General features: G+C 56.2%; 19 protein-coding genes. 4 read left to right on the top strand and 15 right to left on the bottom strand.

What is annotated here, in order from left to right; genetic code table 11:
- Positions 1 to 4: 4 nt before the first annotated feature.
- The 4 genes from N688_RS04160 to N688_RS23105 form a co-directional block, all read right to left on the bottom strand.
- Positions 5 to 1,420: a hypothetical protein gene (locus N688_RS04160; RefSeq protein ID WP_052888106.1), complete on the bottom strand. Its 1,416-nt coding sequence runs from the start codon at positions 1,418 to 1,420 to the stop codon at positions 5 to 7.
- Positions 1,421 to 1,432: 12 nt separating this feature from the next.
- Positions 1,433 to 2,584: a hypothetical protein gene (locus N688_RS04165; RefSeq protein WP_156025285.1), complete on the bottom strand. Its 1,152-nt coding sequence runs from the start codon at positions 2,582 to 2,584 to the stop codon at positions 1,433 to 1,435.
- A 265-nt stretch (positions 2,585 to 2,849) separates the two neighbouring features.
- Positions 2,850 to 8,132: a DEAD/DEAH box helicase family protein gene (locus N688_RS04170; protein ID WP_052888108.1), complete on the bottom strand. Its 5,283-nt coding sequence runs from the start codon at positions 8,130 to 8,132 to the stop codon at positions 2,850 to 2,852.
- Between the two features lie 104 nt (positions 8,133 to 8,236).
- A complete protein-coding gene (locus N688_RS23105; protein WP_052888109.1) occupies positions 8,237 to 8,515 on the bottom strand; it encodes a hypothetical protein in 279 nt (92 codons plus the stop codon).
- A gap of 369 nt (positions 8,516 to 8,884) precedes the next feature.
- On the opposite strand from N688_RS23105, the gene N688_RS04180 reads away from it, so the two are divergent.
- On the top strand, positions 8,885 to 10,924 hold the full coding sequence (locus tag N688_RS04180; RefSeq protein ID WP_081838497.1) for a LamG-like jellyroll fold domain-containing protein: 2,040 nt from the start codon (positions 8,885 to 8,887) through the stop codon (positions 10,922 to 10,924).
- A 71-nt stretch (positions 10,925 to 10,995) separates the two neighbouring features.
- On the opposite strand, the gene N688_RS04185 is transcribed toward N688_RS04180, so the two are convergent.
- The 5 genes from N688_RS04185 to mobQ all read right to left on the bottom strand — a co-directional run bounded on the left by N688_RS04185 (position 10,996) and on the right by mobQ (position 15,737).
- Positions 10,996 to 11,733, bottom strand: a complete 738-nt coding sequence (locus N688_RS04185) for a hypothetical protein (protein WP_052888111.1) — start codon at positions 11,731 to 11,733, stop codon at positions 10,996 to 10,998.
- An 88-nt stretch (positions 11,734 to 11,821) separates the two neighbouring features.
- Entirely contained in the window at positions 11,822 to 13,240 is a 1,419-nt protein-coding gene (locus N688_RS04190) for a type IV secretory system conjugative DNA transfer family protein (RefSeq protein ID WP_052888112.1), read from the bottom strand.
- 127 nt (positions 13,241 to 13,367) lie between these two features.
- Positions 13,368 to 13,859, bottom strand: coding sequence for a hypothetical protein (locus N688_RS04195; RefSeq protein ID WP_052888113.1), 492 nt, complete (start codon positions 13,857 to 13,859; stop codon positions 13,368 to 13,370).
- Positions 13,860 to 13,864: 5 nt separating this feature from the next.
- Positions 13,865 to 14,350 (bottom strand): hypothetical protein, encoded by a 486-nt coding sequence (locus N688_RS04200; RefSeq protein WP_052888114.1) that lies wholly within the window; start codon positions 14,348 to 14,350, stop codon positions 13,865 to 13,867.
- Positions 14,351 to 14,585: 235 nt separating this feature from the next.
- Positions 14,586 to 15,737, bottom strand: coding sequence for a MobQ family relaxase (mobQ, locus tag N688_RS04210; RefSeq protein ID WP_081838499.1), 1,152 nt, complete (start codon positions 15,735 to 15,737; stop codon positions 14,586 to 14,588).
- 526 nt (positions 15,738 to 16,263) lie between these two features.
- Here mobQ and N688_RS04215 point away from each other — a divergent pair.
- Positions 16,264 to 17,829: a hypothetical protein gene (locus N688_RS04215; RefSeq protein WP_052888117.1), complete on the top strand. Its 1,566-nt coding sequence runs from the start codon at positions 16,264 to 16,266 to the stop codon at positions 17,827 to 17,829.
- 67 nt (positions 17,830 to 17,896) lie between these two features.
- On the opposite strand, the gene N688_RS04220 is transcribed toward N688_RS04215, so the two are convergent.
- The 6 genes from N688_RS04220 to N688_RS23110 all read right to left on the bottom strand — a co-directional run bounded on the left by N688_RS04220 (position 17,897) and on the right by N688_RS23110 (position 20,311).
- Complete coding sequence (locus N688_RS04220; protein ID WP_156025287.1) at positions 17,897 to 18,169, bottom strand: hypothetical protein; 273 nt, start codon at positions 18,167 to 18,169, stop codon at positions 17,897 to 17,899.
- A gap of 363 nt (positions 18,170 to 18,532) precedes the next feature.
- The gene (locus N688_RS04225; protein ID WP_052888119.1) at positions 18,533 to 18,811 is read right to left on the bottom strand and encodes a hypothetical protein; all 279 of its coding nucleotides are present in this window, start codon (positions 18,809 to 18,811) and stop codon (positions 18,533 to 18,535) included.
- Positions 18,808 to 19,455 (bottom strand): DNA methyltransferase, encoded by a 648-nt coding sequence (locus N688_RS04230; protein ID WP_052888120.1) that lies wholly within the window; start codon positions 19,453 to 19,455, stop codon positions 18,808 to 18,810. The genes N688_RS04225 and N688_RS04230 overlap by 4 nt, the downstream gene beginning before the upstream one ends.
- Entirely contained in the window at positions 19,452 to 19,694 is a 243-nt protein-coding gene (locus tag N688_RS23325) for a hypothetical protein (protein WP_052888121.1), read from the bottom strand. The genes N688_RS04230 and N688_RS23325 overlap by 4 nt, the downstream gene beginning before the upstream one ends.
- 1 nt (position 19,695) lies before the next feature.
- The gene (locus tag N688_RS04240) at positions 19,696 to 19,950 is read right to left on the bottom strand and encodes a hypothetical protein (protein WP_052888122.1); all 255 of its coding nucleotides are present in this window, start codon (positions 19,948 to 19,950) and stop codon (positions 19,696 to 19,698) included.
- Between the two features lie 61 nt (positions 19,951 to 20,011).
- A complete protein-coding gene (locus N688_RS23110) occupies positions 20,012 to 20,311 on the bottom strand; it encodes a DUF736 domain-containing protein (protein ID WP_162179484.1) in 300 nt (99 codons plus the stop codon).
- A gap of 489 nt (positions 20,312 to 20,800) precedes the next feature.
- On the opposite strand from N688_RS23110, the gene N688_RS22665 reads away from it, so the two are divergent.
- Positions 20,801 to 21,046: a hypothetical protein gene (locus tag N688_RS22665; RefSeq protein ID WP_156025288.1), complete on the top strand. Its 246-nt coding sequence runs from the start codon at positions 20,801 to 20,803 to the stop codon at positions 21,044 to 21,046.
- Positions 21,033 to 21,962, top strand: a complete 930-nt coding sequence (locus tag N688_RS04250) for a type II secretion system protein (protein ID WP_162179485.1) — start codon at positions 21,033 to 21,035, stop codon at positions 21,960 to 21,962. The genes N688_RS22665 and N688_RS04250 overlap by 14 nt, the downstream gene beginning before the upstream one ends.
- The last annotated feature ends 217 nt before the right edge of the window (positions 21,963 to 22,179 follow it).

Genomic DNA, 22,179 nt, shown 5'->3' on the forward strand with positions numbered 1-22,179 from the left:
ATTTCTATGCTCTACCCGTATGTTGTGTAGCGCTGCGTTCATTAAGAAAATTTATCCAGTTCTTATTACTAGATGCAGGTGTACTAACCTGCAGAGGCAGAGGCGGAGATTCAGGAATAGGGACAGTAATAGTCTGATCACGCTCCTCGATCTCGACGATGGAATCCGGGAATGCCGCTGGGATCAGGGATTTCTGGGGAGCCATGAATGTTACGCCATCCTTGGGAGCGGAAAGCAGCACGGGTATCACTTCACCATCAGCGGCGTAAAAATAGGTCCAGGCAATGTGATCGCCCCGATGGATCTCACCGCCATTCTTTAAGCCGTCTTTAGCGGGCCTGATGACAACTCCCTCTCGCTCGAAGTGCCTTCTTACGCTCTCAGGGACGTCGCTCATGCTGTTAATAAGCTGCACATCGCCGTACTGGCCTGGTTTTTCCATCACGGGCACGACTCCCGGCGGATTCAGCCCAGCGTTGGGCGAGCCGGGAGTGTAAAGCAGAGCCGGATCGCGATAGAAGGTTAGAGGTTGGGTGCGTGGCAGTAGGAAAGGCGAGAGGATCTCGATGCCTAGGGAATAGAGCAGGCCGACCACCGCTCGCTCTGCAGTACTGCCTGCATCCAGAGCCATATGCTGCCCTGTTTCCGCCAGCAGGGCTAATTTACCAGCAGCCGGAGTAGCGGTTTCACACATGTACCGAGTCGGGAGATCACTGGTCGGCTCGGCAAAAACCCCTGTTGCGCCTGTGAGTGCTGCCAGTTCCTTAAACTGCTTTGCCTGCTCCAGCGTCATTCCATAAAAAATCGCCATTGGCTCGCCGGGGTTGGAGGTCGTATGGCCGTCAAAGGTGATGGTCATCAGCTCTTTGCTGCTTCCATCTCCCTTCCCGTAGAAGCTGCGATCATAAAAATCATGGATTTGCTGAAGCCAGCCCAGAGAACCGGGAGTGCTGTCAGGCGGCTCTATCCGGGCCTTGGGAACACGGTTACAGTTCACATTGCTGGCTGTGTTGCGAAAGCTCTCAAGTTCCTCGGCAGAAATATATCCCTGCGCGTTTTCTCTAATGCGGCGGAAGAAATCATGACAGCGTTCCTTCTGGCCGCCCAGAAGCAGATTGATACCGCGCCCCTTGAAGGCTTCGGGATTCTTCCTGAATGCCTCCAATACCTGCTTGATTCCGTCGAGAATAGCCGTCTCGTTATGATGCGTGCAGAAGATGATATTCAGGTCCCCGGCAGCAGGCGGCGCTCCGTTCAGGCTGAGGCGCATTCCCCGCTGCTCTTTTGTCCCGTCAGCGAACTCCATGATGATCGGGGTTATGCCCTGGCCAGGCGATCCGGTGCTGCTGGTAAGGTAGCGAAAGGTTTCTTCCCGCTCCGCCATTTTGCCTTTAATATCATTATCAATCTTTATATCCATATAATACCTTTATTATTGACGCTCCCGGCCCCTGCGTGCCTGCTGGCTTGCGAACCGGTAGAGTTCGTAGGCAAGGCCAGGCTGCTCTTCCTTCCCCGATGTCAGCACGCCATCCCTGCTGCGCTCAAAATCCACCCCCAGGCGATGGAAGGTGTCGCGTATGTCTTTTATGTCTCGCGCCAGGGCCGGGTCGACCACGAGGACCGGCGCTCCATCGGGCGGACTGAAAGCGGAAAATGTCCCTTTTCTCTGCCCGGAGATAAGATCTGCCAGGTGGGCAATATCCCCCTCGAAGGAGCCAGGGCGGTCACTTCTGCCGGGGCTGGTCCTGAAGGCCCCTTTCACTCCCAGCGCTCCCTCAAGCTCGTCAGCAATAACCTGTATGTCACAGCGACCGCGCTCGACCTGGGTAAAGAGCAGAGACGGCTCCCCAGCCACGCGCACCATATTCTCAGCCAGCAGTCCGAGCGGCTCCAGGCGTCCTGCTTCAGCCAACCGCTCCAGGCGTCGAATGAGTTCAGGAGCGCAATTAATTTCTACAGCTTTCGCATGCTGGATGACCGACAGGCAACGTGTTGGAGAGTAAACCTCACCGGTCGCATAGAGGGGAGCCTCCTGCCCTTTGCGGTGCCGGCCTTGGACAGACTTCAAAAATTGGTTGGTCCATTCATTGAGCGAGTCGCTGGAAAATGCAGGCGACCAGCACTGGATCATCGCCCATCCGCCCTTGCCAAAGATGATTCGGGTTTGTCTGGTTTGCTCTTCCAATGCAGAGAATATCTGCGCTCCTGTTTCCTTCTGGCCTGGAGGGATATAGCAGAGAGAATACTCGTCAGTGTCAGCCCAGGTAAGGGGGGATTTCATGACGTTTCGGACAAATACCCTGGATAGTTGAGGGGGAGAGTAGAATTCTGAGGCGGCGAGGCGAGCATATTTCATCAAGTCTTTCAGATGATAACCATAGCAGTCAAATGCATAGCCCTTTTCTGTCTGGTATATTTCGGAAAGCGAATCTTCAACCGGTGCTCGCCTCTCCTGCACAGCCTCTGCAAGATCGCCTGCCATATACTGCGCCACCTCCAGCGCATCGACCCCGATCACCTGGCAAGTGATACATCCATCCTCATCCGGTCCATGAAACGAAATATCAACGTCCTCTGCCATGTCCCCTCCCATCGCTGCCTGGTTCTCGCCCTCACCCGGCCTGAAATACTTATCTCTCACAATTCACAATTTACATATCATTATTTAATTATTGGTTAATTACCGTCTGTGATTGCAAAAGTTCATAAAAAATTCATATGGTCTCCGCCGGGCAAGGCGCTGAGATGCGATTCTGACGGGGTGGCGGGAGCCTGACCTATGATTTCCTGCCTGGCGCTGGCAAGGCCACCAGAATCGTATCTCAGCACGTTACATGCTTCTGCTGTCAGACAGTCGGATCGGAGGGCGGAATAGCGCTCCGGCCTCTGCCGCCCCAGTTCATCGGGGTTACGCTCGGCGTTACCTCATGGGCTGATTCCGGCGCTTGCTTACCTACTGCAGGAAGCTGTCTCAGAGGCGGCTTCCGCCTTTCCGTAAGGACGTCCGTCCAGCATTCGTACTGGAGGTCCCTGCGATCAGGGCGGGCAGGACGTACCCGGACCGCATCCTGGCGGATTGAAGAAATGAACACTGCTATTTTCTCTCCTGTTGGGTTGCCGTTGGTCGCGGTAACAACCCTTGTGCGAAGATCCATCAGGGCTTCCCTTACTTTCCTGCTCTGCGCAGAGGAAAGCTCCTCTGGGGCACAGGGGATGCAGATATAAAGCCCATACTCGCCGCTGAGGAACTGATAAAAACTCATAGCATCTTCGGGGGATTGGCTAATAACAATACGATTTATGCGTCCACCTCCCACCTGGCAGGCGAATAATCCCTCAAAGAAAATAGGGCTGGCGAATGCGGCACGGGTCTGGTCGGTGATGCCCCGCTCTTCTTCCGGCTTGGTTGTCCGAGTGCCCGGAAGGCCGACCTGCGCATTCGCAGGCGATGGAACAGCGCTATCCCGCTCTATCTCTTCCTTCCTTCCTGCCTGTTCTGGTTCCGCAACGACCTGCGCCTCGTCTTTACCTAGTTCAAGCCGCTGGTTGATTTGCCTCTGCTTCTCCTGCATCGCCTGCCATTGCTCTTCATGCTCAAATATCCGACCGTGCTGCACCTGATAGTCCGCCAGCTCCTTTTCCATCCGCTTGATGGCTGCCAGCTCCACCTCAGCGGAATGGTCAAGACGCCGCAGCGCGTAGTCAATGCTGGCAATAGTGCCCAGCGGGTTTCCCATATTCACGCTTATTTCATAGGAATTACGACCACGCAAATAGAGCCTGGGTGCGCTCTTTTTGCCGCAGGTCGTGCTGATCGCAAAGCCCCTATAGCTGCCAATGGTTATTGCTCCTCCCCTACCATCGTGCGCTGCAGCAATCTCCTGGAGAATGGCCTTCCCGGCAGCTTCCCGCGCTCTCTTGCCGGTAATCACCTGCCCGCCTATCGTCATGGCGAATTCCGGCGTATTGTGCCGATCGCGCATTGCTATGTCAACGAGTAGACCAGCATGATACTCTCTTGATTGCTCAACCCGACTAGGCAGGATGCGCATCTGCTTACCAATTTCAATCTGCTGGTTGATATGTGCAGCCCGGAGCGCATCCAGGCGGCGCATCTCGGTATCAATCTCCACCTTTTCCAGCACCAGCGGGTTGCCAGACGCCAATGCTTTGATTTCCGCAAAACTCAAGGCTCCGCTTTCTAAGTCTTCCGCCTCGCGCACGGTGACATCGCCGCTCGTCACCTGGCCGATAAACCGCGCCTTCGTCTCCAGCAACTGCCACATGTAGGCGTCGAAACTTCCCTCCGTGACATAGCGGTAAATCTGAACCTGCTTGTTCTCGTTGCCCTGGCGAAGTATGCGCCCGTCGCGCTGCTCGATGTCCCTCGGCCTCCACGGTGCGTCCAGGTGATGCACGGCGATCAGCTTTTGCTGGACGTTGGTTCCCGCCCCCATTTTCTCGGTGCTGCCTAGAAGCACACGAATGCGGCCAGCGTTTACCGCGTCGAACAGCTCTTTCTTCTTCGCATCCGTGTCGGCATCGTGAATAAAGGCGATCTCCTTCGCCGGGATGCCGCGCTCAATGAGTCGGGCGCGAATTTCAGCGTAGATATTGAAGCCATCGCCGGTCGGAGTGGACAGATCGCAGAAAACAAGCTGAGTGGATCGCTGCGCCGCCGTTTCCTTCCAAACATGGTAGATATTGTCAACAGCCATGTAAACCTTCGAGCCGGGGCCTGGCTCCGCTGTCGCGTTCACCAGGCGCATATCGAGCGCCGCTTTCCTGCCGTCGCCGGTGATCTTGAGCATGTTATCGACGCGCGGGTCAACCTGCCGGAGCTGCTGGGCGCGGACTACCAGTCTCTCCACATAATCCTTCAGCTCCGACGAGGCAGGAGAAACGACCACCTTGGGCTTGCCTCCCTCGATGGCAGGGCGCGGCAGGTGAAGCATCTCCGCTGTCTGGATGTCGGCAAAGCTGCGGAACATCGACAGCAGTTCTGGCAGGTTGACAAACTTCGCCATGCGCGTGTTCATCCGGTAGCCGCTGCCATCCGGGGCAAGCTCCAGCGCCGTCACCGGCTCACAGAAGTTTGCTGCCCAGGCGTCAAAATGCTCAAGCCCTGCGGCTTGCAGCATCTGCGGCGCGAGGTAGCGCATGAGGGTGTACATTTCGGCCATCGTATTGCTGATGGGGGTGCCGGTCGCAAACACGATCCCGCCGCCGCGCTCGGCAAGGTAGCGCGTCTTCATGTACATATCCATCGCCCGGTTGCTCTCGGTATTGGACAGTCCGGCGATCCGGTTCATCTTCGTGGTAAAGCCCAGGTTCTTGTACATATCGGCTTCGTCCACAAAAATCTGATCAATGCCAAGCTGCTCCCAGGTTACGCCGTCGTCCTTATGCTCACGCTTCAGCCGGTCGGCAATCTTTGTTTCCAGGCGCATTTTCGCCTTCTCAAGCTGCTTGACGATGGAGCGGTTGTCGCCTTTCTCGGCTCTTGCTTCGAGCAGTGCATCCTCCAGGCTCGCAAGCTGTTTGCGCATGAAGTGGTTGAACGTGGCATCGGAGACGGGCAGGGCCTCAAAGGATTTCTGGGAGATGATTACCGCGTCATAATTGCCGGTGGCAATGCGTGCCATCGCCTTTTCGCGGTTGCCCGCTGTGAAATGCTCCTTGCCGGCGACAAAGATATTCGCCTGTGGGTACAGTTGCAGGAACGCTGCTCCCCATTGTTCGACCAGATGGTTAGGCACGACAATCATGGGCTTCTTGCGCAGACCGAGGCGCTTCTGCTCCATGCAGGTTGCGGCGATGGTCGCTGTCTTGCCCGCACCGACCACATGGCCGATCAGTGCGCTCCTGCTTTGCAAGATGCGCCAGACGGCGCTTTTTTGGTGGGGATCGAGATCGTTGTTACGCAGGCCGATGCGATTCATTCCTGGCAGCGTCAGATGCGAGCCATTAAAGGTGCGCAGGCGAATATTATTGAACCGGTCGTTATAGATCCGAGCCAGACGCTCGGCTCTCTCTGGATCTTCCCATACCCATATAGCGAAGCGGTCCCTGATTTTCTGCTGCGCCTCGCGGGCTGCGATAGTTTCTTCCTGGTTGACCACCCTTGTTCCATCGGTCAACGTGTCGTAAACGGTGGGCGTTCGGAGGTTAAGCGCGTCTTCGATCAAGTCAGAGGCGTGTACGCGCTTGGTGCCGTAGGTCGTCGTGTTGGCAACGGTGCGGTCGGCAAAATAATCGAGCCTTACGCTCCACGTTGCTATCGCCTCGGCATGGGCAACAGTCACATCATGGGCGGGAACCTGCAATAGCTCGCAGATAAACCGCTGCACATCCTCTTTGGGTATCCACGCCGCGCCCAGCCTCGCGCTGATGTCGCCGGGCGGTATGTCGGGTGGCTGCACGGATTTAAGGGCTTCGACATTAGGCTGATAAGCAGGATTGATTGCCGCCGCTGCGGTTGCGGCACGCAGCTTCGCCCGCACGTCGCCGCTCAGGTATTCGTCCGCCGTCTCCCACTGGCCGCCCTCTGGGTTGCGGTATACCTGGCCGGAAAGCTCTGCCTGCATTTCGGCATCGGTAAAACCCGTTAGCTCCCCCATGCGCTGCCAGTCGATGCGGCCCGTCTCGTTGAGGGATACAGTGAGTGCCTCTATCGCCGTCTCGACGCTCTCAACTGGCTTGTAGCGCTCCAGCGTGCGTTGCGTAAATATCGCGGTCTTGGTTGCGGCCTTGGTTTCGGGGTCAAAGTTTTCCAGGGAGAGAAGAAGGGGCAGGTCGGGGTCGCCAGCATAGGCGCGGAAATTCTCGCGTATGGAAAGGTAGCCGTGCCGCTTTACAAAACCGTCATAGACGCGGTTTAGCTCCTGCCGCGCCCGGACGATTTCCGGCTCTGGCGCGTCGTCTAGCTGCGTCCGCAGCACCTCGCGTACCGCGTCGCGCACTTGCATCATGCCGCGCACACGCCCTGCCGCTGCTGCCGTCATATGCACCTGCTCGAAACTGTCACCCCGACGAATGACGATCTGACCGTCCACGATCGCATACGCGCCGTCCTTGACGCCGATAAAGCGCTCCGGAGTGGCTATCAACAGACCATGCGCCGGAGCGCGGCGGCCCTGGTAGCGAGGGAGATACACGCCTTCAGGAAGCGCCTTCAGGGCCTCCTGCAATTTCCCCGGCGTCAGCTCTCCGACAAGCGTTGGCTCGTCAGCGCGGTACATACCACGGATGAGCTTCATCTCGCCGAGCATCATTTCAGGATGCCTGATGTAATATTCGTTGAGCGTTATCTCATGGCCATCTACCCAGGTAGTGCCCGTCTCCGCCCACTGCTCTCCTGTCGGCTCCGTTCCTTCTTCACGCTTGCGCAGAAACAGAATATCCGTCACCACTTCCGTCCCGGCATTGCCTTTGAAGGCTGTATTGGGCAGACGGATTGCGCCTATGAGGTCGGCCTTGTCGACGAGGTGCCTACGGATAACGTCATCCTTCTTATCCATCGTGTAATGACTGGTGATCAGCGCCATCACGCCGCCAGGACGCACTTTTTCCAGCGACTTGGCAAAGAAATAATCGTGGATGGAGCTTCTTAGACGGCGAGGCATACTGGGATCGTGAACGCCATAATCCCCAAACGGGACATTGCCTACCACCACGTCGAAATAATCATCGGGGAGCTGCGTTTCTTCAAACCCCTTATGGAGCACTCTCGCATCCGGGTAAAGCTTCTTAGCAATTCTCGCCGTGATAGAATCCAGCTCTACGCCTGTGCGGTGGGTGGGCTGCTGGTGCTCTGGTTGAAGACCAAAGAAATGGCCAACGCCCATTGACGGCTCCAGCACTTCCGCGCCTTCTTTCAGTCCCAGGCGTTCCATGCCTTTCCAGATCGCTTCAATCACGACGGGCGAGGTGAAATGCGCGTTCGGGGTCGTTGCCCTGGCCGATTCATATTCCTCATCAGTAAGAAGCTGTCTCAGCTCGGCGGCGATAACCGTTTGCCAGTCACGATTCATCCGCTGCGTGATTGGGTCCAGTCTCCAGTTATCGAAACATTGAGCAAGCGCCCCCCAGCCGGCGTACCGGACCAGGACCGCCTTCTCTTCCTCCATCGCTTCGCGGTCTTCCTCCTCAAGCTTTTTCAGGAGCTTAATCGCGGCGATATTGGCCTCGGCCTTTTCCTTCAGGCTGCCTGAGCCGATCCCGTGTTCCGGCGTTATTCGGAGATCGCGGGAGGCTCGCGGTTCTGGTTCAGGGTCGTCGAGGATGACTCTTCTTCCGGGCCGGGCAGGAGAATCTGATCGACTGCTATCTCCCAGGCCGCTTGGTGGCTCATCTTCTGTATCACTTCCAGTTCGTACAGCAGATCGTTGAGTCTCTCCACCTCTGCTTCCAGGGCCGTCTCCAACCGATTCTCCCGCTGAAGCTCCATCAGCAGCGCCGGATTGTGATTCTGCCAGATTCTCAAAACTAAGCTGGTTAATGCGTCGGTCATATGGCTGCTCCGATTGTGTGGTGTCTTTTTTCTGCTCGCTATCAGTATCCAGCAGGTCTTCCAGAGAAGCCTGCACTACGCCTTCCGCCGATCTTGCGTTTTTTCTTGCCTGCCTTGTCCGTTGCGGCACGGGCTGGCCGAACACAGGAGGCCCGGATGCTGCTCCAGGCCGCTCTTTGCGCTGCAATGAGGACTGCCTTGTCTGGCTAGATTCCTCAACGAGCTGGCTAAAGATACCCGGCTGTACTATACCTTCCGGCAGGCGCTTTCCTGCTTTCTCAGGCGGCAGTTTCGGAGGGGAAGAAGTAGCCATCGTCCTTCACATCGCAGTTGATAAACAGAATATTTCATGCAAAATAATATAATTTTATGGTTAATAAACAGTTAAAGCTGGAGAGGAAGGGGGTGATGGGGAGCGCTGGCGTCCCCTTGGGGAAGGGGAGGCAGGCTCAGTCGGGATTCAATCTCATCCAGATCAGCATATTGCTTACAGTCGCGTCTCTGGTCATAGTGGCGGTGCTTCCCACTCCCCAGGCCGAAATTCAGCACGATGCGACCAGCGTTATCAGGATGAATGCCATTCTGACAGCCCTGCGCCAGTACCAGGTTGCTAATGGAGTATTGCCCTGTCCCGCCGATCCAACCCAGCCCATCGGCAGCAGCAGCTACGGCGTTGCGGCGGCCAAGCCAGGAACAACGAACAATTGTACGGGCGGTTCTCCGGCAGCGGCTTATGCTGACAGCACCAATCATATCGCCATCGGCATGGTTCCAGTGACCTCGCTCGGCTTGTCCTATGACTATGCGCTTGACGGATGGGGCCGCGACATCACCTACGCAGTTGATACCAACGCCACTGCGTTTTATTGCCCCTGGAATGTTTTGCCCGGCACGATCTGGGTCAATGACAACGGAAATATCCATAATACAGTCGTTGCCCTGGTAAGTCACGGCAAGGACGGCTTCGGGGCGTGGTTGCCGCTTGCAGGGAGCACCGGAACGGCGAAACGCTTTGACTCCGGCTCTACTGATACTGCCCAGGCCGACAACGCCCAAGTTCAACACGGCGGAGGACTTACCGCCAACGGGGCTGGACAGTTCCAAAGCTTTGTCAACAAAAGCACTACCAATACATTCGATGACCATGTAGTGTATAGCAGCACGCAGTTCAACATAAACGCCATACCGCAGTCATACGTCGCGAGCGCGGCATACGCGGCAGCGAAGGCTGCCGCCTGCTCCTGCTCGCCGACCTATCGCTCCATCACTATCGACCATACTAAGGTTGGGGCTATTAGCGGCACGGATCTCACGAATTTCCCCATGCTATTCGCCGGTGTGTACCCTTACCTGGCAACCCAGGCCAACGGGGGCCAGGTGAAAAACAGCAACGGCTATGATATCAAGTTCACCTCAGACGCAGCGGGCACAACATTGCTGGCTTATGAACAGGAAAGCTATAACCAGACCAACGGAGCAGTTAATTACTGGGTTAATATACCCACGCTTTCCCATGCGACCGATACGGTTATCTACCTGCAATACTGCACCGCAAACCAGACGGACCAGTCCAATAAAGCGGGCATATGGACGAGCGGCAACACCTATCGGGGGGTGTGGCATTTCGGCTCTGGCGCGAATGGATCGAGCGCGACCAATGCCAACTCCGCTTCTATTCTGTCCTCAAGCTGGTGCAGTATTCCGCCCACCACCACATCGCCGTTTGGAACCGGCTCGGCAGTTTCCTTCAACAATCCCTCCTATAACGGCTACTGTATGTGGATAGGGAATGACCCCACATATGACATGTATGAGAATACCAGCACATTTACAGTCGAGGCTTGGGTCAATAAAACCGACCATTCATGGCACTGGTACAACGACTGGATTGTTACGTCGGCGGAGGCGAGTGGCGGCGACCCCAGCACTTCTCTGGCTACCGGTGCAAACTCCAGCACCTGGGGCCTTGCGAGCACCAGCACCTTCTCCAACAACGTCCCACCTGCAGACAACTGTCCAACCCTCTATCTGCTGAGTTCATCCAATGTTACGTCCCGTACTGTGAGTAGCGTTTGTCCCGCTCTGAACACCTGGTACCATGTGGCGGCAACGAGAAATGGCACTTCCTGCTCGATATATGTGAATGGTACCCTAGCAGGGCAGAATACCGGTTGCCCTGCGGTGTTATCAAACACAGGCAACGGAACGGGGGCAGGAGACAGTCCTAACGGCGATCAGTCAGAAATCTATATGGACGAGCTGCGCTTCTCCACCACCTCGTACTCCGCCGATTGGATCAACACCGAATACAATAACCAGGCATGGCCGGATAAAGCAGGCACTGGGGTTAGCGGGACAAGCGCAACCAGCGGCTTCTATACAGTAGGAAACGCGGTAGCATCGCGATAAAAGAACCCTCGGCGGGGGAAGAACCTCGCCGAGGGCTGATTGTGTTCACACTGTGAAACAGCGTTGCTTGGTTATGGCGCCGTTGTCACCATATTATCAGGCGGTGGAGCGGTTGCCCGCGTCCTCCGCCGCTGGATCTGGACTTCCAGATCGGGGGAGATCCCGGTCGGGATGCCTGCGGTTTCGTCCAGGGAGCGCTGTTTAACCTGGCCTGGCCCTCCGTGGTAGTACTCCATGTTCTCGCCCATCACCTCGCTATCCACCAGATTGTCAAGCTGGTCCAGCATCATATTGATTGAGCGCTCGTAATCATACGACTCGAACGCGAACAGGCAGAGGGCCGCCACCATCAGGTAAATGCCTAGTAATCTTTGCACTCCGGTCAGAGCAAACAATCCTCCCACTACCAGTACAACAGCCGGATCGACAAAACGCTTTACCGAGCTGTCATTGAGTGGCAGGAACGCGAACCAGCTAATGCCCCTGCTGCGGCTGTGCCAGGGGACGCCCTGTTTGATGTCGCGCCAGCGCAGGGCGCGTTGCACGAATCCCCAGATCAGGAAAGCCAGTGCAAAGAGGACGAGCAGGAACGCATTGGACGAAGCGAGGGGAGTGGCGGGTGATACTGTGAATATCGCCGCGATCCAGAAGAAGAGGGCTGAAATGATCAGGCGCGGCTGGCTGATGAAGCGATAGCCGAGCCGACGGCGCAGCAACACCATCACTGGAAATGCGATGGTATAGACGATATTCGCGCCAATTTCAATTTTCTGCGCGATAGTCGTACCCTGCTGTTGTTGCATCTGCATGTCTTCCACCTTGTTTTCATTAAGAATGTCCTTACAAAATCAATCACCAATCGAAGCCGCCCCACAGGACCTTTTCCACCTCCTTTCATCATGTTCTCTGGTTGAATGTGAGCAGCTTGTAAGGTAACCCCTCGAAGAGGTGACCGCCCTTGTAAACGATACATTCGACCAGGAAGTTATTCACATCGCCCCCTCGCTTGAGCGTCGTAAACTCAGACGGCTCAACAAAGTACCGGCGCTGCTCGCTTCGCGAGACGCCGCCGGTTGCTCCCTGCTCGCTGCGGTTCGAGCTGGTACTGGTTACATTGACCCAGCGCTCGCCCAGCAGCTTCGCGGCCCATTCATTCGTGTCGCCACTATTCTGACAGAAGAATTTCGCCTGCAAATTTCCCAGCAGGCTATCCACCGCGTCGTCATTGCCCAGCACGCGCCGGTAACTCTCCCGGTTCTGGGTGAGGTAGACGGTGCAGCCTCCCGCCGAGCGGGCAACCGCCTGATACTCGGCGTCAAAGTCACTGACGAAGTTCTGGGCCTCATCGGCCCACAGGAACACCGGGCGCAGATAGCCACGCTGCGGCTGCATGCGGCGGAGCACGGCGACCTGGAAACAATATTTCCATGCCAGGTTGGCGACACGACCAGCCAACCGGTATTCCTGAACGGGGAGATCGACAATGATGATCTTGCCTGCAAAGGCGTCCTCCGGCCTGACGGTCGTATCGGTCGAAAAAAGCTTCCTGAGCGGGCGGGTGATAAAGGGACGCACTAACATGGAGAACGACAACACAATAATGCTGCGGGTTTTCTCCGAAAGCACCGGGAACTCCCGCAGCCAGTAGTTTTTGCATTCTTCCAAGTCCTGCCGCAAATCGGACGGGGCGGTGGTCAGCTTGTCCTCCGCCTCCCGGATGATGGCAGCGCAGGCGCTCGCCTTTTGCCAGTCCGGGTCTTCCAGTTCCTTGAGGCTGGTCGGCGCGGTTGTGACGATCGAGCGCAACAGTGGCAGAGAAACCGGCAGGCCGGCGAAGATGGGCAAGTCTACGAGGTTGGTCAGGAGGTGGTGGAGGGCATCGTCGAAAAACTTGTTCTCGCCGCCGTTCTCATCCTTCCCGGCGTTGCCGGCGATTGCTCCGGCCAGTTCGTCGAGCAGGGCTACGATATTGATGGTCAGGCCCCCGCCCTCCCCTGCCCGGCTCGCTTCCCAATCCAGGAAATTAAACCGCGCCTGGCCGGCTCCATTCACGATCACCAGGTCGTCCTCCCTGCCGGCATCCCTGGCCCATCTCTCCCACTGGTATCGCTCTTCCTTCTTCGCACACAGCACCAGGCCGCCGAAATCATTAGCGAGGTATCCGAGCGCAAGATGTTTGGCTACGCCGCTTGTCTTGCCGGAGCCGGTGGCCCCGAAAACCGCTACCCCGGTTAATGCATCGGCCAGCCGGAACGCCTGGCCCCTTCCCCAATCCCGAATCACGGTGAGCGGGTGAAAGTCGGGAAAATTGGTCATACCTGCTCCCTTCATTGCCGTATATTACAACAACGCGCGAAACGGTTATTTTTTGCGATGCAAATACGGCGAGAAAGCAGCAGCCCCCTTTTTTCTTCCTACTGCCCTCGCGCCGCAGGCGCTTCGGCTATTTCTTTCCCTTCGGCTCTTCCTCAACGCCCCTTACCACAAGTTCGAGGAACTCGATTATCGGCTCATCTCTGCCGGGAGGTGTAAACCGCGTCGGATGATACTCCTGGACGAAAGCGCAAGTACCTTCAAACAGGGCTTCGTAAAGGGATTGCAGGTTCCGGCCAGCGATTTTTACTAGCAGGGCGCTGTATACTAAAACCAGCTCCTTCCCCTGGGGATCATAGACAATATCTATAAGGTAACGATAACTTGGGCTATGCCAGGGTCCTTTTTTTGGACGGATCTGCAGGCGCTCCTGACTTCGGTCGCCTGGCCCGTATGCTGCATAATGGTGGGGATCGCCGGCCATCTGGTCGGAGGTCGCACTCTGACTGATCTGCCGAAACGCTGCTGGACTGATATGCCCGGCTATTTTCCGGCTGATGCCGCTGACCTGGGTCTCGCCGCTGCGAAATGCGGCTAATGGGTCATCAGAATCCTGGCTCATGGTGACTACCTTTCCTCTGGTTCTATGTCGGTATCTGGCTCTCTCTCAGTATTTCCCTGAGATGGACCCGCCAGCCCATGAGATACTTTTGCAACCGACCGACTTTCGTTTACCATTCCCGGTTGTTGTGGTGAACTTAATTCTTTCTTGATAACCTGGATATTGATAAACGCCTGGATAGACGGCGTGCCATCATCCGTCCGGCCCAGTTCAGTCAGAGCGTCTTCGCACAGGTCAAGGGTATCGAGGATCATGGGAGCTAACTCCATCAGCCTGGCGCGTCTCTCCCCTTCCCGGTAGGTCCTTCCCAGATCGGGAATGAGCTTATAGGTGGTCGCGTAGTCCCTCATTCTTAGCCTGGAATTAGGGATCTCATTCAGCACGTCTATTGCCAGTCCCAACGCCTGATGCTCCGTCAATGATCGCTGCTCCTGATCGGGAGACGCTGGTTGCTGCTTGCGCCGGAATGGCGCAAGGGGATCATCGCTCATAATCACGCTTCTGGCTCTACCTGCAGGGATGAATCCGGGGGTTCTGCTTCAAGCGAGTAGGTCGCCGGCACAGCATGCTCCCTCTCGTATTCTTCCTCCGCGATCCAGAGTGACAAGTCCCTGGACGGCATGAGGTGTCCTCGAATGAGCAGATCTTGATATGAATTTGCTATGTCAGCGAGGGCGCTCAGAGCGAACTGCTTCATGTCCTCCCGAAATCCGGGTTCTGCCATTATCATCCGTCCTTATCCGGCTCGTCAATATCGCGAGCCTGGAAAATATACCGGCTTACGAACCGCTCTACGCTTTCCCTGGCACGACTAATCGCGGCCATCGTGCGATAGTAGATGTTCTCAAAGAGCGCCACCGTGCGGTCATACCATGCTCCGCTTCCTACCCCATACTCCCGTATTTCTCCCTCCTCCCGGATACTGCGCTCATAATCCCTTACTGCCGGGCTGTTAAATATACTATACGCCTCTGTGTCTAGATGGGCCTCCGTCTGGCTGCCCTTGCCGGACGTTGTGTGTTCTTCTTCCGCCTTCAGGAGCGCTTCGCTGCGACCGCTCTCTATTTCCCTCCCTGCGGAGGGCTGACCCTCCATTTCAGCGGATAGTTCAGCATCGATGGCTGCCAGTTCGTTTACGAGCGCCTCTATCTGCTGGTTATGTGCCAGTACATCACGGTTGCGGTCGCCCAACTCGGAAGGCTCCCCTCGTCGCTCCATCGCCGTCGCCTCGACGCCCATATGCGTCGTCGGCTCCTGGTTGATGCCCCGGTCTGCAAAGCTACGATGGTCCACACGCTCGTCAATACCGGCTTCTTCGAGGTAGGCGTTGATCAAGCCAGCAACGAATTCCCGAAGATGCTCTACTTCCAGGGGACCAGCCCGGCGGTCGTCCAGCTCGCGGGTTTTCTCTGTAAACCCGTTTTCGTCCATGCGCCGGGTCGAAAACAGGATATGCGCGTGGTAGTTCCGGTCGTCGCCGTGGCGCGACGGCTCATGCAGGGCAACCGATACCGCAACCCCGTAACGGTCAACCAGGTGAAGCGCAAAATCCCGTGCCAGCGCTTCGCGCTTGGTTGCGTCGAGCGAGTTGGGCAAGGCAAGTTCGACCTCGCGGGCCAGCCGTGAATTCACCCGGTTGTCTTTCGCCTGCGCCTCGTTCCACAAGCGTTCCAGATTAGACGCCCATTCCGGTGCCTGCGAAGGCGCGACAATGAAAGAGGCCAGGACGCCGCGCCGCCGCGTATAATCATACGTTTTGTCGAGCTGGTCATCATGCATCCGGGTTCCTGCCCGGTAAGCCGCTGCCGCGATGGCGGTGCGACCGCTTGACCGGCTTATGGGCTTTACACTGCAATGATACCAGGTGGCTGCCCTCATGCGCTGCTCCTTCAGGCCCTATTAACGCCGGATCACCGCAGGGTCAAGGGGCAGGCACGCCCCTTGTTGCGGGTGTCGGGGGTGCAATCACCCCTGACGCTGGGAGGTCAAGGAGGGGCAGGCACGCCCCGCCTTGTCGAGGGTTCTCAGGGGCGTGAAAGCCCTTGAGGCAGGGTGCAGGGGTGCAACCCACTGCCGCACAGCAAACGCAGTTTGCGTAAGTGCGCCCTTCGGGTTCCCTACCATCACTATCAACGCTGCATAGCCTGGAAATTCTACCCCGCCCGCTCAGCCTGCCGCAAACCCTGTGCTATCCCAGCGCCTGTACTCACTGGCAAGAAAAAACGGAAGCGCCTGCGGCGCGAGGGCAGTAGGAAGAAAAAGGGGGGCTACTGGAACTCCGCAGATGTTCTACGGCAAGATAGCAGCTCCCGCTCGGCGGCAGGCACCTATTTTATTGATTAGCGTTAACACTTTTTTAAGTAGAACTATGCCATAGTGAATTTTTTGATGATATGGGATCACTATGGCACGCACATATACAGAAAGAAGACAGCAGATTATTGATCTTACAGACTATCAAGGTCCGTCCAGGCCGGAGCAAGAGCCAGAAGCCGTTTATAAAGCGATCGTACATGCACTTAACGAGGACTCTGAATTAGGTTTCTCGCCCTTTGAACTACAGCTTGCCACCATGATGATGACCGCGCTCAGCGCCACCCGGCGTGCTCGTGGCAACCCTTATATTTCCCCGGAACAAAGCGGCAACACGGCAGAGCATTCCGCCCATACAGTCGTCGAGTGGGATCATCTCTTCGAGCGTGTTGGAGCTAACGATCCGGGCACATATGAGTCTCGCTGCCAGGGTGCCCGTGCTGCGCTGGTGCATGATTGGGGGGAGATTCTCGGCGAGGCGAGCGTACTTTCTTCCCGCCTCCTGGAAGGCGGTTCCATCGACTCAAACGGGCTGTGTAACCATGAACTGGATATATGCAAATATGCCATTTACCTTGCTGCCTGCTGCGCTGTTGCTGGAACTCCGCAGATGTTCTACGGCAAGATAGCAGCGCTCGCCGCCGAGGCGGACGTGGCAACGCGCGGCTATGCTAAAATCCCCTCTATCCTGGCTCGTGAATGGCGGGAAATTGAGACGGCCAGAGCGTCCCTGGCCCCCGAACAGACACGGGCAGCGCAGAAGTTTGTCGCGCTGATCGAATACGCCGAGCAGGAAAAAGGCCAGGATTTCTTTCATACCCTGATGAAAAGTATCGAGCACCTGCAAGGTACGACCGCCATAAAAGAGCACGCGACGAGCTATGTGCAGGGCGTCAAGGACGGAAAAGAGGTCTATAAACCATTTATTGGGTTAGCTCAAACGACCAGATCACAGCCAGCTCAGGTGTCAAGCAAAGGCTTGCCCCTTGTGGACCCTACGGTCACGGTTGATAGTATCTTCGCGACCGGTAACTTTTTTTATAACGAAGCAGATCTAGGTCAGATCTGGAGATTGGCCGGGAATGACCCGATTAGGCAGGCGCTTGCGCGACAGCATATCATTGATGTGTATGCGACCCTTGCTGACTACCTGGACCAGAAGGTATCGGTGTTCAGACGATTCGATCAAAAAGCTGCCAGTCAGGATCAACTCCACCGCCTGGTACAGGACATCGGTATCACGAAAGAAGGGATTCAGCCGGGTGCGCCATCCGAAAGCTACGCAGCTCTGCTCCAGCAGTTCAAAAGCTTTCGCCACTGCAATGGAAGTGTCAGAAGCGGCCTTCTGCCTGGCGAGGCTCTGTTCCCGATTGAAACTGCCAGCAGGATAAAACGCCTCTACCGGACGGCCATAGAATTGGTACGGCAGGACAAGTTTCACCCGCTTCCTGGCGAAGTCCTGTTCACAATGGACAACGCCGGTACGCAGCAGGCCATCGCTGCCAATCCCACCGCCGTTGCTGAACATAAGGCGCTCTTGGAGGCGTTTAACAAAGGAGCGCCTGCAGATCCGTCCTTGTCGGCACTGGATTCGCCGCCGATCACCCCTCTGACTCCTCCGGCGAGGTTAACACAGCGCCAGAGCAGGGAGCGCTGAAAGGGCGGACATCCGCTATTGCAGGGCGGCATAAGAGAAGATACACTGTTACTCGGAGGTGCAGATGTCAAACCCCCGAATAGAGAAACTGCTCGCTAAGAAGAAGGCCATCGAGGCCCAAATACGGCGGGAGCAAAACCGCGATCGCGCACGCGATCGCAAAGCCGATACCCGGCGCAAAATTCTGGCGGGCGCGTGGGTACTCGCCGAAACGGAAAAGCGACCTGACTTCAAGGAGTTTGTCCTTCAGCAGCTCGACCGCTTCCTTCGCCGAGCTGATGAACGCGCCCTTTTCGACCTGCCTCCCCTTCCCCAAGGGGACGCCAGCGCTCCCCATCACCCCCTTCCTCCTGGGCCAGCCGACAAGTAGGCCAGCACCGCAAAGGGCAGGAGGGGGAAGACTGTGATTCGGAGCAGCTTGCTTATTGCATAACCATATACTTTGGCCTAGAAAAGAGGGGCAGGCTATTTAGAGAGGATTATTATGAGAGTATGTGTCTCTGTTTTAATTACAACATTGATATGTATATTGCTTTCTATAGCAGCTATCAGAGAAATGTGGTTTCATGAGCAGAGATTCAAACTACAAATATTGCAGGAGCAGATAGCGCTCGCTGACCTGCGCTGTCAGAAAGCCCTCCGAGGTAGTGCAATTACTGAATGTGAGAATATCAGCTCGGAGGCACTGTTCGAGCTAGGCCAGCTACCGGACAGAGACATCATAAGGCAGCTCGATGCAAGGCAACTGGAGCTGGTTAAAGCCTATGAGAGAGGTGACATTAAAGAGGAAGAAAAAAATAAAGCCCTGGAGCAGCTCCAGATTGAGACCACAAGCAGACTGAATGCCGCTGAGTCTCACATGCCACTCAGCCCTTTTGACTTCCTTTTCACTTACTAGCCTTCCCGAATAGGAGCGCCTGCGCTGAGCGCTCTCCTCTACAGCCTCGGCTTCATAAATACCTTTGTCATTGGACGTTTTCATGGGCGGCGCTCCTCTGCCAGCCTCTTGCTGGCAATGGCGTGGTATTTCTCATCGAGTTCTATACCGATGTAGCTGCGGCCAAGCGACCTGGCCGCAACCAGCGAACTACCACTGCCGCTGAAAGGGTCGCAGACCAGACCGCCCGGCTTTGAGAACGTCTCGACCAAGGGCAGAAGCACTGACAGGGGCTTCTGTGTCGGGTGCAGTTTGTTGCCGCTGTACGTCCAGTCAAGAACATCACCGATGACATACTCCGGCTTGTGGGGATAGCCTTTCGCCAGAAGGTGAGCGCATTCGTGTTGCCCGCGCAGGTATCCGCTGCGGGACGTGTAGCGCTTCGGGAATGCCAGATGCCCGATAACCCGGAAACCTGCGGCGCGGTACGCGGCCAGGAACAAATCCGCCTTAGCCCAGCCGTAGAAACTCACCGCATAGCTGTGACGCTCCAGTACGCGATAGATTTCCGCAAAGGCCGGCTCCAGCCAATCAGTATTATCGTCGTTTGGGACAGTACGCCCGTCACGCGCCTGGTATGAAATGCCATAAGGCGGGTCTGTCAGCACGAAGTTCACCGATCTAGCCGGAAGCTGAGGCAGCACCTTGAGGCAATCGCCATTGATGATGGTGTTGAGAAAAGCGGTCATATCGCGCCTCCCTTATACTCGGCCTGCTCGGCCTCGAAGTGCATTTCCGCACGCATAAGCGTGTTATCAACGTCATGTCCCAGATGCTTTTGCAGGTGGAGGAGGTCAGCAATCAGGTCGCTGGCGTCCGTGTCATAATATATTTCCGGCCAGTCCCATCGCGGCTCATCTTTGGCCTCGAAATAGGCTTTTAATGCGGCTTTGGCGTGGGCAAGGCGTTCTTCCATTGTCATTGGCATATTATTGGCCCTCCTTCTCTGGAAACAGATCATCGGCGATGGTTTCGATGAAAAGCCAGTTCATGCCGATTTCAGCATCGTGCTTGCTCATGCACCTTTCCAGCACTTGCATGGATTGCTCCGCCGTAAGGTCAGGCCGTACCATCTGTACATCGTCGGTATGCCACAAAGAGGCTCCCCAGCCTCGCGCCGCCAGAATTTCTCGGATTTGTTCCAGGGTAATCTCTTCTAATGCACATTTTGTCGTATTCGTCATAAAAAATCCTTTTCAATTTTTGAGGTTGAGAGGGCGGAGGGTTGACTCCGCCCTCCGGGCGTTAGTTGCGCTCACGGCTGTAGGTGAGGACGTGATTCCCGGCTTCGGTCTCGAAGAGGGCGCAATTGATCGAGATGGTGGGATCTTCGATCAGGACCGACAGGAACTCCTTGCCGTCCTTGCTGGTCTTCTTCCACGCCGCGCCGATCTCGCGGTCGCCAGTGAGCACCCGGAAATCCGGGGATTTGTCGCTTGGCTTGCTGCTTACCGCTTCAAGCGCCGCCTGAATGGTGAACAGAAGCGTTTCTACCTTGCCTACATAATCTCCGCCTACTTTTCTGAAATTTCCGATAATCATCATGTTTCTCCTTTTTACGTTGTGAGGCCGCACCATGCGACTTCTTGACGGCAACCAGAGCGGCAAGGGCAGAGGGTAGGAGCAACAGGAATTTTGGCTGCGCGAGGAATGAGCCATCAGGCTCAGGGGAAAATTCCTGTTGAGGTTGACCGGCTCCGCTCCCCTGGCTTTGCCAGGTTGCCAGATCAAGGAGTGCAGTGGAGCGCGAACTGAAAAAGGAGAGGTGATGGAGGCAGAGCTAAGGAGAGGGCGGGTTATGGAGGGCAGCGCCATCCTGTGCAGGCCAGGGCGATGGTGCAGGTGATCGCCAGAGAACGGCGAAGGTGGGCGGCGAGGAAATTCTGATCGGGGGAGGCGCGGCGTCTGAACGCCTTGGCGGATGGGCGAGAGCGGTTGACATGGGGGCCAACCAAAATTGCGTAATCTTAATCAAAAATTAGTAAATACCTAATATGATGTTTCTGTAAGCTAAACAAAACCAAAGGCAATACTATGTCAGAAATTGAAGATAACAGATTTACTCCTGAGCAGCAGGCGGCGCTTGAAGCCATGAAAAAAGGCTATCAAAACAGATCTCCTGATGATAAGTCTCCGGCAGAGATAGAAGAGGCCAAAACAGATAACAGGTTGAATTTCGCCAAGTATCTCGTCGAGCAGGGAAAGCTCAATGAGGGAGATGGGCAGAAGCCTGGCCCCACCCCCGGAGGAGGCGAGAAAGGCGGACGTGGCAGGGGATAAAACATCCGGTTTTACCCTCATCGAGCTTTCGATCGTGCTGGTAATTATCGGTCTGATCGTTGGCGGGGTGCTGGCTGGCCAGCACCTAATCAGCGCGGCGGCGGTGCGCTCGCAGATCAGCCAGATCAACAGCTATAACGCAGCGGTCTATGTTTTCGAGGGGAAATATGGCGGTCTGCCCGGCGATATTCCTGACCCTGCGGCAAGCCAGTACGGGTTGCAGGCCAGGGGGCAATACGCCGGGCAAGGCGATGGCAACGGCATCATTGAAGGTAATTGCGCCAATAGCGCTGGCGCTAACAGCGGATTCACAACGGGATGTGGGGAAATCCCTGTTTTCTTCGAGGATCTGACAGCAGCAGGTCTTACAGACACCTCGATAGTCCCTGTGCAGGGGGCGGGCGGCGTCTGGTATCCGAGTACATGGGCGGGAACCTGGCTGGCAGGGGATAGCGCAGTGGCTACTTTTTTCCCGCATGGGAAGCTCGCCCCTAACTTATTCATCTATGTTTTTAGCTACAATTCAACGAATTATTTCGGGCTGTCCACGATTGACGCAGTGGCCTGGACGTCCGGCACTACCGTGGGGCCAGGCATCACAGTCCAGCAGGCATATGCCATTGACAGCAAGATGGACGATGGCATGCCGCAATCGGGCAGCGTCACGGCGTGCTACGTAAACTATAACGTCGTCGGTTACCAGGCCGTATGGGCCGCTGGGGCGTCGGGAGGAACTGCGAATCAGGGAGCCAATGGCAATAGCGGTCCCGGCTATAACTGCGTGCCGACCGTAGCGGCAACAGCTTACGCACCCACGAACTGCTATGACAATAGCAATGTGACTGGCCCTCAGAGGTATTCAGTCGCCAACAACGCCAACCTGCCCAACTGCGCACTGTCTTTCAGGTTCCAGTAACATACATCCGTTGAGCCGGGAGGCGCAGCGTGGCGATGACGCGCTGAGATGCGATTCTGACGGGGCAGTGGGAGCCTGACCTATGATTTCCTGTCTGGCGCTGGCAAGGCCACCAGAATCGCATCTCAGCGCCTCGCCCGGCGGAGGGCGCTTGCATGCCCATCGCCTTCCTGATCACTGTTATTTAACTGGATATATACATGTATTTATGATATAA

The organism is Thermogemmatispora carboxidivorans (genome assembly GCF_000702505.1).
GTDB lineage: Bacteria > Chloroflexota > Ktedonobacteria > Ktedonobacterales > Ktedonobacteraceae > Thermogemmatispora > Thermogemmatispora carboxidivorans.

Coding starts and splice junctions, on each gene's coding strand:
- N688_RS04240 (WP_052888122.1), bottom strand. CDS start 19,950: ATGACGAATACGACAAAATGTGCATTAGAAGAGATTACCCTGGAACAA.
- N688_RS04200 (WP_052888114.1), bottom strand. CDS start 14,350: ATGAGCGATGATCCCCTTGCGCCATTCCGGCGCAAGCAGCAACCAGCG.
- N688_RS22665 (WP_156025288.1), top strand. CDS start 20,801: ATGTCAGAAATTGAAGATAACAGATTTACTCCTGAGCAGCAGGCGGCG.
- N688_RS23110 (WP_162179484.1), bottom strand. CDS start 20,311: ATGATGATTATCGGAAATTTCAGAAAAGTAGGCGGAGATTATGTAGGC.
- mobQ (WP_081838499.1), bottom strand. CDS start 15,737: ATGAGGGCAGCCACCTGGTATCATTGCAGTGTAAAGCCCATAAGCCGG.
- N688_RS04165 (WP_156025285.1), bottom strand. CDS start 2,584: ATGGCAGAGGACGTTGATATTTCGTTTCATGGACCGGATGAGGATGGA.
- N688_RS04185 (WP_052888111.1), bottom strand. CDS start 11,733: ATGCAGATGCAACAACAGCAGGGTACGACTATCGCGCAGAAAATTGAA.
- N688_RS04195 (WP_052888113.1), bottom strand. CDS start 13,859: ATGAGCCAGGATTCTGATGACCCATTAGCCGCATTTCGCAGCGGCGAG.
- N688_RS04180 (WP_081838497.1), top strand. CDS start 8,885: ATGGTTAATAAACAGTTAAAGCTGGAGAGGAAGGGGGTGATGGGGAGC.
- N688_RS04230 (WP_052888120.1), bottom strand. CDS start 19,455: ATGACCGCTTTTCTCAACACCATCATCAATGGCGATTGCCTCAAGGTG.
- N688_RS04215 (WP_052888117.1), top strand. CDS start 16,264: ATGGCACGCACATATACAGAAAGAAGACAGCAGATTATTGATCTTACA.
- N688_RS04190 (WP_052888112.1), bottom strand. CDS start 13,240: ATGACCAATTTTCCCGACTTTCACCCGCTCACCGTGATTCGGGATTGG.
- N688_RS23325 (WP_052888121.1), bottom strand. CDS start 19,694: ATGCCAATGACAATGGAAGAACGCCTTGCCCACGCCAAAGCCGCATTA.
- N688_RS04160 (WP_052888106.1), bottom strand. CDS start 1,420: ATGGATATAAAGATTGATAATGATATTAAAGGCAAAATGGCGGAGCGG.
- N688_RS04225 (WP_052888119.1), bottom strand. CDS start 18,811: ATGAAAACGTCCAATGACAAAGGTATTTATGAAGCCGAGGCTGTAGAG.
- N688_RS04170 (WP_052888108.1), bottom strand. CDS start 8,132: ATGGAGGAAGAGAAGGCGGTCCTGGTCCGGTACGCCGGCTGGGGGGCG.
- N688_RS23105 (WP_052888109.1), bottom strand. CDS start 8,515: ATGACCGACGCATTAACCAGCTTAGTTTTGAGAATCTGGCAGAATCAC.